The sequence below is a fragment of the Desulfobacter vibrioformis DSM 8776 genome, assembly GCF_000745975.1.
Lineage (GTDB): Bacteria > Desulfobacterota > Desulfobacteria > Desulfobacterales > Desulfobacteraceae > Desulfobacter > Desulfobacter vibrioformis.
The window spans coordinates 1-7109 of sequence record NZ_JQKJ01000053.1 but is presented as its reverse complement, the minus strand read 5'-3'; the positions used below and the strand labels follow the sequence as shown (position 1 = coordinate 7109).

The following is a 7109-nucleotide window of genomic DNA, read 5'->3' as shown; positions in this document are numbered from 1 at the left end:
ACTCGCCGGTCCTCCTTGTATCTCATAATAGGCTGCCTCATACAAGATGCGGTTAATCTCGCGCTTACTTTTCTGTAACGCCTGAGTCACTGCCAGTGTGGGGCATTTACAGCCTAATTGAAACTGCCAAAGCAAATAGTCTTTAACCATACTGGTATCTTTGTTCCCTCTGGAAAAACTCCTCGATACTTATAATCAAGGATGATTACAAAACCTTGTTGCCTCACTATCTCGATATGCCCAGTCTTGCAGGTCCTCTTTATATCGCATAACGAACCGTACTTGCCAAGGTGTGGTTTATTAAGCGCTTACACACCAAACACCACGACCAAGCCACCACGTCAAACGCCACTATAAAGCGGCCAAGGCTCCAAGAACACCACTATCAGGGGTAAACATGTCATCGCCTCCTGGTAATTTTCTCCCACGAGCTCCCGCTTCTCTCCGCAAAATCCCGGTATAAAACCCCCATAGCCAATTCCCTCATATTCCCTGCCTCTTGATAGTGTCGTTGAAGAATTTGTCACCCGAGATGGCACTGACTATGGTGAGGTTGAGGTGCCCCTGGAAACCAAAGTTGCCCAGGTGATAGCCCAACTAAGATCCGGCAAGGCAGTTATTGTTTTCGACCCGAGAACTGAATCATGCACTATTTTAAATAGCGATGATCCTTTGGTGAAGACCCTTGGGAGATGAGATTTAGTTGGGGAAGTACTGACTGGGTTGATTTTCTGCTGATGACATTCTATGCCAACGGCTTCACATGGTCACCCATTTATTCCCCCTGAATTTTGAAACGCTAAAAGACGGCTTGAATATGAGTTTTCGAAAAAATCCATATCCGGTGAAGCGGAGAAAACTGATATGAAACACCGACATTCCATGATGCCGGATGAAAAAACCGGTTTTAGCGTTATCATGTTAGCCATGAAGCACGCCAGGTTGACAAAGAATGAATTCACTCATGTAATTGGCGACGGTGGTGACCTTATGGCTGAATAGCGGTGCCTGATGACAATCTGTGGCGAAGTCGCCTGCAATGTAACTGTTGCCGATTCTCCGCGAGCGTATGGTGCTCAAATCGGATCCGGCAATACCACAGGCAGAAACCACATTTTTTGTATTAGCAAAGGTCTCGATGAGCATTTTTTTATCGACTTGGCGGTCAAAGCCCTCAACGATAAGGTCGCAGTCGAAAAAAAGTTCCGCGCAGTTTTGCGCGTCAATATGCTGAACCTGCGCCTCAAGATGCACCTTTGGATTAATGCGGCTTAAGTTGATCTTAAGTGCCTCGACCTTGAACAAGCCGATCTGATCGGCAAAGTAAAACTGGCGGTTGAGGTTGCCGGGTTCTACCCGGTCGAAATCAACTAGTTTGAGTTGCTTGACTCCGCTTCGAACCAGGTTAAGGGCCACGTTGGAGCCGATACCGCCGACCCCGGCAATACCGATTTTCATCAGATGCAGTCCCAGTCTTTGTAAATCGGCTGATAGCCATGGGCGATAATCGCATCAGCCACCGCCTTCACGCTGCGGGCATCGGTAATTTCGAATTGCGGGGTCTGACCGGCCGGTATCTCGGTGTATCCACCTACACCGGTACTTGATCCGGCAGAGTAACGCGTGGCACCCAAGGGGAGAATGCGGTCGCGAAAGGTGGCGTTTTCACGGGTGGAGATAGTCAGTCCCGAACGTGGCAGGAAGATGCGCAACGCGGTCATGAACTGAACAAAGGTTTTGTCATCCACCAGGTAGTCGGGTTGGAAATCGCCTTCCGCTTCGTTAAACCGGGGCAGGGAAATGGCAATCTCGGTATCGATATACTTATTTTCAAGGTAGCGGGCATGTAACCCGGTGAAAAACATGTCCCGGCGCGGTTCACTCAGACCAAGCAACGCCCCGAGGTTGACCACCCGCATACCGCCTTTTGCGGCCCGTTCAGGCGCGTTGAGCCGCCAGTGGTAATCCATTTTTTTACCAGCCAGATGAACCCGTTTATAAACACCTTGGTCATAGGTTTCCTGGAACATGGTCATGGAATCGACACCAGCCTCGTTAAGTTGGCGGTACGCCTCGACCTCAAGGGGATAGACCTCAATCGCCACTGATGCAAAATGCTTCTTAAGCACTTGAGCCGCATCCAGCAGATAAGACATGGGGGTCATGTGCTGGGCTTCACCAGTGAGAAAAAGTATGTGCTGCATGCCGATTTTGGCAATGGCTTTGGCCTCAATTTCAATCTCTTCCAGGCTGAGTTTTCGGCGCAGAATCGGGTTTTTATGATTAAACCCGCAATAGGCGCAGCCGTTGTTACAGTGGTTGGAGATGTACAGCGGAATGAACATCTGGATCGTGCGTCCGAAATACTGCACGGTCAACTGATGGGCTTTACGGGCCATGGTCTCAAGATGTCCGGCAGCCCGGGGGCTCAGCAGGGTCAGGAAATCCATGGGGCCGGGTTTTTCCTTGGCCAGACTACGGATGATGTCTTTATCACTCACCTGGTCAAAAAAATTGGGAACATCAAAATCACGGTATTGTTCAACTACCTCATAAAATGACATGATTTGATCCTTGATCAGAACGCTTCAAGCTCATTGGTTTTCATAACGCGGCGCTTATGCTTTAAAGTTCTGATACGCTTTAAATGTGATTGATCGCTTTAGGGTTCTTTGCTTCTATTCTCCGTCAAGAAATCCGGTGAGCGGAGAAGAGGCGCGGGCAAGGGTGGATTCCTCGGCCATTTCAGCCAGAAAGGCAGCCCGTCCGGCTTTGACCGCGAGATCAAAGGCGCGTCCCATGACTTCCGGATCCCGGGCCGTGGCAATGGCAGTATTCACCAGAACCGCGTCTGCTCCCATTTCCATTGCAGCCGCGGCCTGGGAAGGTTTGCCGATTCCCGCATCAACAATGATCGGTACAGAAGCATTTTCAATTAACATGGCAAGCAGCGGTCTGGTCTCCAGTCCCCGGTTGGTTCCGATGGGTGCGCCCAGAGGCATGACCGCTGCTGCACCGGCGTTTTCCAGACGTTTGGCCAGGGGCAGGTCCGGCAGAACATAGGGCAGAACCTGGAATCCTTCTTTGGCCAGAATTTCCGTGGCCTTCAAGGTCTCCCAGTTGTCCGGCATCAGGTATTTCATATCGGTGATAACTTCGATTTTGATGAAATCACCACAACCGGCTTCCCGGGCAATGCGGGCAATGCGTACAGCCTGTTCTGCGCTGCGGGCCCCGGATGTATTTGGCAGCAGGGTCACATCTTTGGGGATATATTCAAGAATATTTTCAGACTGAGCCGTGATGTCTACCCGACGCAGGGCCACAGTGATCATTTGTGAACCGCTGGCCGCGAGCATCTTGGGAATTTGTCCATGGTTGCCGAATTTCCCGGTGCCGGTCAGTAACCGGTTGTTGAATTCTTTCTCCCCCAATAAAAGCACATCGTCGTTCATAATCATCCTCCTCCGACAAAACTGAGCATTTCCAGGCGATCTTCTTCCTGAAGTTCAGTTGTCGGCCAAAATTCCTGTTTAATGATTTGCTGGTTGAGCTCAATAACCAGTGCCCCGGCATCGAGCTTTTTCCAGGCAATCAACTGCGCCAAAGTGCAGGGCTCTGTGCATTCCTTGTTTCCGTTGACAAAAATATTCATAGGCAAAATCCTTTTTTAAAAAAAAAGCCGCTTTCCCCCAAGGAAGGGGCAAGCGGCTTATAATATGGCCTAAATCCGGATTTCTCCCGGTTTATTGCTGTCTTGTCCGCTTCCCTTCGCCGGTATTATCCGGATCAGGTTCAATGGGTATTATCTCAGGCGCTGTGCGCCACCCCACGCGATGGATTAAGCTATATAGAGAATGAAAAGATTTGTCAACCCCGGGTTGAACGCCTAAATTCCCCTCCCTATTTTCTTTACGCACTTGCCCGTGTGCAATCAGGACGTTTTTTGCTTGCGAGTTTTTTATATGATATTTTTCGTTCGCCAGCTCGGAAGATAGGGCAATGCTGGGAAGCAACCCGAGCGCCGTAGCCGGTGATGGAAGCATGAGGGCAGTATATGAGCATGTATGCTGCTCTTTCCCATGCATTCATCCTTAATGCGATAAATCCAATCCCCTCTTTTGGTCGTTTTGGACTTAGGGTTTTGGGCTTAGGATAGATGGCTTCTATCCGCATCAGTTTCATCAACCGCTGAACTCGCTTCCGGTTAACCGGATGCCCGAGGGCATTAAGGTAGGCGGTCAGCCGCCTGCTCCCATAAAAAGGGGTCCTGGTGTGCTGCTCATCCAACAGATCCATCAGGGTAAGAGTATATGAATCTACAGGTTTCGGCTTGTAATACAGGACTCCCTTTGAAATTTGCAGCAGTTCACACTGCTTGGTAATGCTGATCTCGGGATGTTTTTTGTCAACCAGGAGCCTTCTGTCAGCTACTGATTCTGTCAACCTTTTTTTAGCCAGTCATTCTCAACGGTGAGCTGGCCGATCTGTTTGTATAACCCCCATGTCCTAGCGGAAACAACGAAGCATGAAACTAAAGACACCAACAATGCGGGCTAAAAACGATATATTTTAATCAAAAGGTTGGAAATACAACTTATGAAAAGAATAAAGACTGAAAAACCTGGTGTTTTTTATCGTCTTGGGGAGAGGATTGGGGGTTCAGGCAATGAAAAAATTTATTATGTCATGTTTAAAAAAGACGGGAAGCTGCACGAGGAAAAAGTGGGACGACAATACGCTGACCAAATAATCCCTGCAAAAGCTGCCCTTTTGAGATCAGACCTTATTGAAGGCCGGAGGCTACCTAAAAGAGAGAGCGTCGCCAAACAAAAAAAAGAAGATTTTGAAGCTAATCGCCAAAACGTGACATTGTGAGCGCGGACTCGCAAATTGATGGATTGACGGTCAACAAAGATGAGGAACGCGTTGCGCTTATCGGTCGTATTTTTAAGACATAAGCGGAGAGGGTTTGAATAAAGTAAAAAAACGGGAAGAGGCGGTAATTAAAACCGCTTTTTCTGAGATAAATCACGATAAATCAGGGCGTGATCAAAAATCAAATGCATCCGGTTTTAGCCAATAATTTTTTCTGCTTTCAGTAAAGTCCTCGTCAGATACTGTGCTTTTTTTTGTTCACCCGCATGATTACTCCAATCCTGCCTTTCCTGGATAATACGATTGTGGATTTGCATTCGGGTAAATCCTCTTCGATAAAGCGCTAAAGCATATGCGAAATCAGTGGCGGATTCATTACCTTTATCATAAAGGGACCGGGTAATCTTGTTTTTATGACACACTCCCCCCTGGGGTTGATGGGAAAAAGCCTTTTGAGAGCAAGAGGATAGATTTCTTTCAGGGATATTCGCCTGACGTTTCCAATCAACCCATATCAGTTTTGCCAATGGATACTGTCCTGAAGGCGTTTTGTGTTTTGCCTTTCTGTTCCTGAACCCGGGGCATCTGCCCCACCTGTTTTTAGGGTCTGCACCGGGGTCGCTGTGCAGTTTCTTCAGCCAGTACCGTTTTTCAGCAAGGTCAAGGAAGCGAGAACTATGAATCCATACTTGATAATTGCCGGGCGAAGTTTCTATGACCATTCTGCCGGGTTTAAAAAATCCAGATTTTAATTGATGATGTCGGGTAAGCAGGTCGCTGTTTAAATCATCTGCAAGAAAATAATAAGGCTGGATGTCAGAATCCGGTTTAAGCAGGATGTGTCTGCCGCCGGCATTTTCGGCTTTAAGATAAGGTATATTTTTAGGGAAAGGGGCGACCGGCCATTTGCCTGTTGATTCATCAAGGACGGCCAGGCTGAAGCGATGGTTAAAATAATTGCAGATTTTCCAGAAAATCCTTTCCATGGGTATGCGCCCGGACTCTGAGGTCCGGGCATATGGGTTATATCCACTCGTCGTGATCTATTGGACTTTCTTTTTCGTCCTGTTCCATTTGGAATTTCCTGAACTCACGATACTCCCGATTCAAACTTTTAAGTCCTGTAACGGCGATGTCACGCATCAGATATCCTAATTCTATGGCAATTTCTTCAAATGTGATATCAGGGTCATCATAAATACTCATTTCATCTTCCTCTTATTTTTTTGACCGGCCTTGGTCTCTCGGTCAAAGATATTCAAGTTTTCAATCAGGTCTTTCATTCATCTCGTTTTGGTCTGGATCGGCTAGGTGAGAATAACTGAAAAAATAAGGCCTCATCTATTTTGGGCAGTTCCTTCACAGCAGCGGTATTTAAAAGCTCTGCAGCCATCTGGTTAAGAATCCGCAGATTGTTGGCGGCATGCCCGGCCAGGGTCCGTATTAATCCTTCGGACATCAACCGGCTGTTGCCGGCCTGATCCAATGCAAAATGAAGATAATCCTGTAATTGATCCGGCGTAAGCGGCTCGAGAACCAATCTTGGGCCGATCCGGCTTCCCAATGGCAGCAGTTCTGGTGAGCGGAACCTCTCAGGAAGCCTGTTGTCGCCACAAAGTATCGTAAACAAAAGGTTTTGCGAGTCGAACTGATGGCTTTGAAGAATTCTTAATTCGGTCAGGCATTCGTCAGAGACATGTTGGGCCTCATCAATGAGCAGAACCGGTTTAAACAAGGTGCTCCGGCAATGATGTATCCAATGTTCTCGAAGGGCTTTGAAGCCTCCGTACCTGTTGGCAGGAGACAGAGCCACATTAAATAACTCTCCAAGCTCCCTGTAAAAGTCCCCCAGCCTGCTTTGAGGACGCTGCATAACCCCCACGGCAAGATCAGGGATTTTTTCCAGGCAACAGGCCATTTTGTGCAGGGTCTTGCTTTTGCCCAACCCGGGTTCTCCGGTAATCAAAGCAAAGCCGCCCTGTCCTGCCATGGAACGAATACGAACTTCAAACATCTCTGATCCGGGAAGCGTGTAAAGTGCCTCTTCGGGGATGTTTGGTAAAAACGGGTTGTACTTAAGGCCATACAGACTTTTAATATCAATGTTATTCAATGGTGTTTTCCTCCTTGGGCAAATAAGCAGGCGGCAGCCCGGTGGCTGCGTGATCGGCCATCCACTTTTTGAGCAACGCCGGGTATTCAAGTGTATCAACAGGATCAGTCCGGACTAT

General features: G+C 48.0%; 10 protein-coding genes and 1 riboswitch. Of the genes, 2 read left to right on the top strand and 8 right to left on the bottom strand.

Annotated features, from left to right (window positions below; genetic code table 11):
- Nucleotides 1-477 precede the first annotated feature (477 nt).
- On the top strand, nucleotides 478-696 hold the full coding sequence (locus tag Q366_RS22065) for a YheU family protein (RefSeq protein WP_084691912.1): 219 nt from the start codon (nucleotides 478-480) through the stop codon (nucleotides 694-696).
- 225 nt (nucleotides 697-921) lie between these two features.
- Here Q366_RS22065 and thiF read toward each other — a convergent pair whose 3' ends face one another.
- From thiF to Q366_RS21080, 5 genes are all read right to left on the bottom strand, one after another.
- Complete coding sequence (gene thiF / locus Q366_RS18600; protein WP_035242102.1) at nucleotides 922-1458, bottom strand: sulfur carrier protein ThiS adenylyltransferase ThiF; 537 nt, start codon at nucleotides 1456-1458, stop codon at nucleotides 922-924.
- Complete coding sequence (gene thiH / locus Q366_RS18595) at nucleotides 1458-2564, bottom strand: 2-iminoacetate synthase ThiH (RefSeq protein ID WP_035242100.1); 1107 nt, start codon at nucleotides 2562-2564, stop codon at nucleotides 1458-1460. Before thiH ends, thiF begins: the two co-directional genes overlap by 1 nt.
- Before the next feature lie 114 nt (nucleotides 2565-2678).
- The gene (locus Q366_RS18590) at nucleotides 2679-3455 is read right to left on the bottom strand and encodes a thiazole synthase (protein WP_035242097.1); all 777 of its coding nucleotides are present in this window, start codon (nucleotides 3453-3455) and stop codon (nucleotides 2679-2681) included.
- A 2-nt stretch (nucleotides 3456-3457) separates the two neighbouring features.
- Entirely contained in the window at nucleotides 3458-3655 is a 198-nt protein-coding gene (thiS, locus tag Q366_RS18585; RefSeq protein ID WP_035242094.1) for a sulfur carrier protein ThiS, read from the bottom strand.
- A gap of 94 nt (nucleotides 3656-3749) precedes the next feature.
- A riboswitch (TPP riboswitch) is annotated at nucleotides 3750-3842 on the bottom strand.
- A gap of 70 nt (nucleotides 3843-3912) precedes the next feature.
- A complete protein-coding gene (locus Q366_RS21080; RefSeq protein ID WP_084691911.1) occupies nucleotides 3913-4446 on the bottom strand; it encodes an IS3 family transposase in 534 nt (177 codons plus the stop codon).
- A gap of 153 nt (nucleotides 4447-4599) precedes the next feature.
- Here Q366_RS21080 and Q366_RS18575 point away from each other — a divergent pair, with 153 nt between their 5' ends.
- Entirely contained in the window at nucleotides 4600-4878 is a 279-nt protein-coding gene (locus tag Q366_RS18575) for a hypothetical protein (protein WP_035242091.1), read from the top strand.
- Nucleotides 4879-5075: 197 nt separating this feature from the next.
- Here the strand turns inward: Q366_RS18575 and Q366_RS22225 are convergent, their stop codons facing one another.
- The 3 genes from Q366_RS22225 to Q366_RS18560 form a co-directional block, all read right to left on the bottom strand.
- The gene (locus Q366_RS22225; RefSeq protein WP_035242090.1) at nucleotides 5076-5864 is read right to left on the bottom strand and encodes a DNA-primase RepB domain-containing protein; all 789 of its coding nucleotides are present in this window, start codon (nucleotides 5862-5864) and stop codon (nucleotides 5076-5078) included.
- Nucleotides 5865-5901: 37 nt separating this feature from the next.
- Nucleotides 5902-6084, bottom strand: coding sequence for a hypothetical protein (locus Q366_RS18565; RefSeq protein WP_035242089.1), 183 nt, complete (start codon nucleotides 6082-6084; stop codon nucleotides 5902-5904).
- Between the two features lie 73 nt (nucleotides 6085-6157).
- Entirely contained in the window at nucleotides 6158-6991 is an 834-nt protein-coding gene (locus Q366_RS18560; protein WP_051958161.1) for an ExeA family protein, read from the bottom strand.
- Nucleotides 6992-7109: the final 118 nt, after the last annotated feature.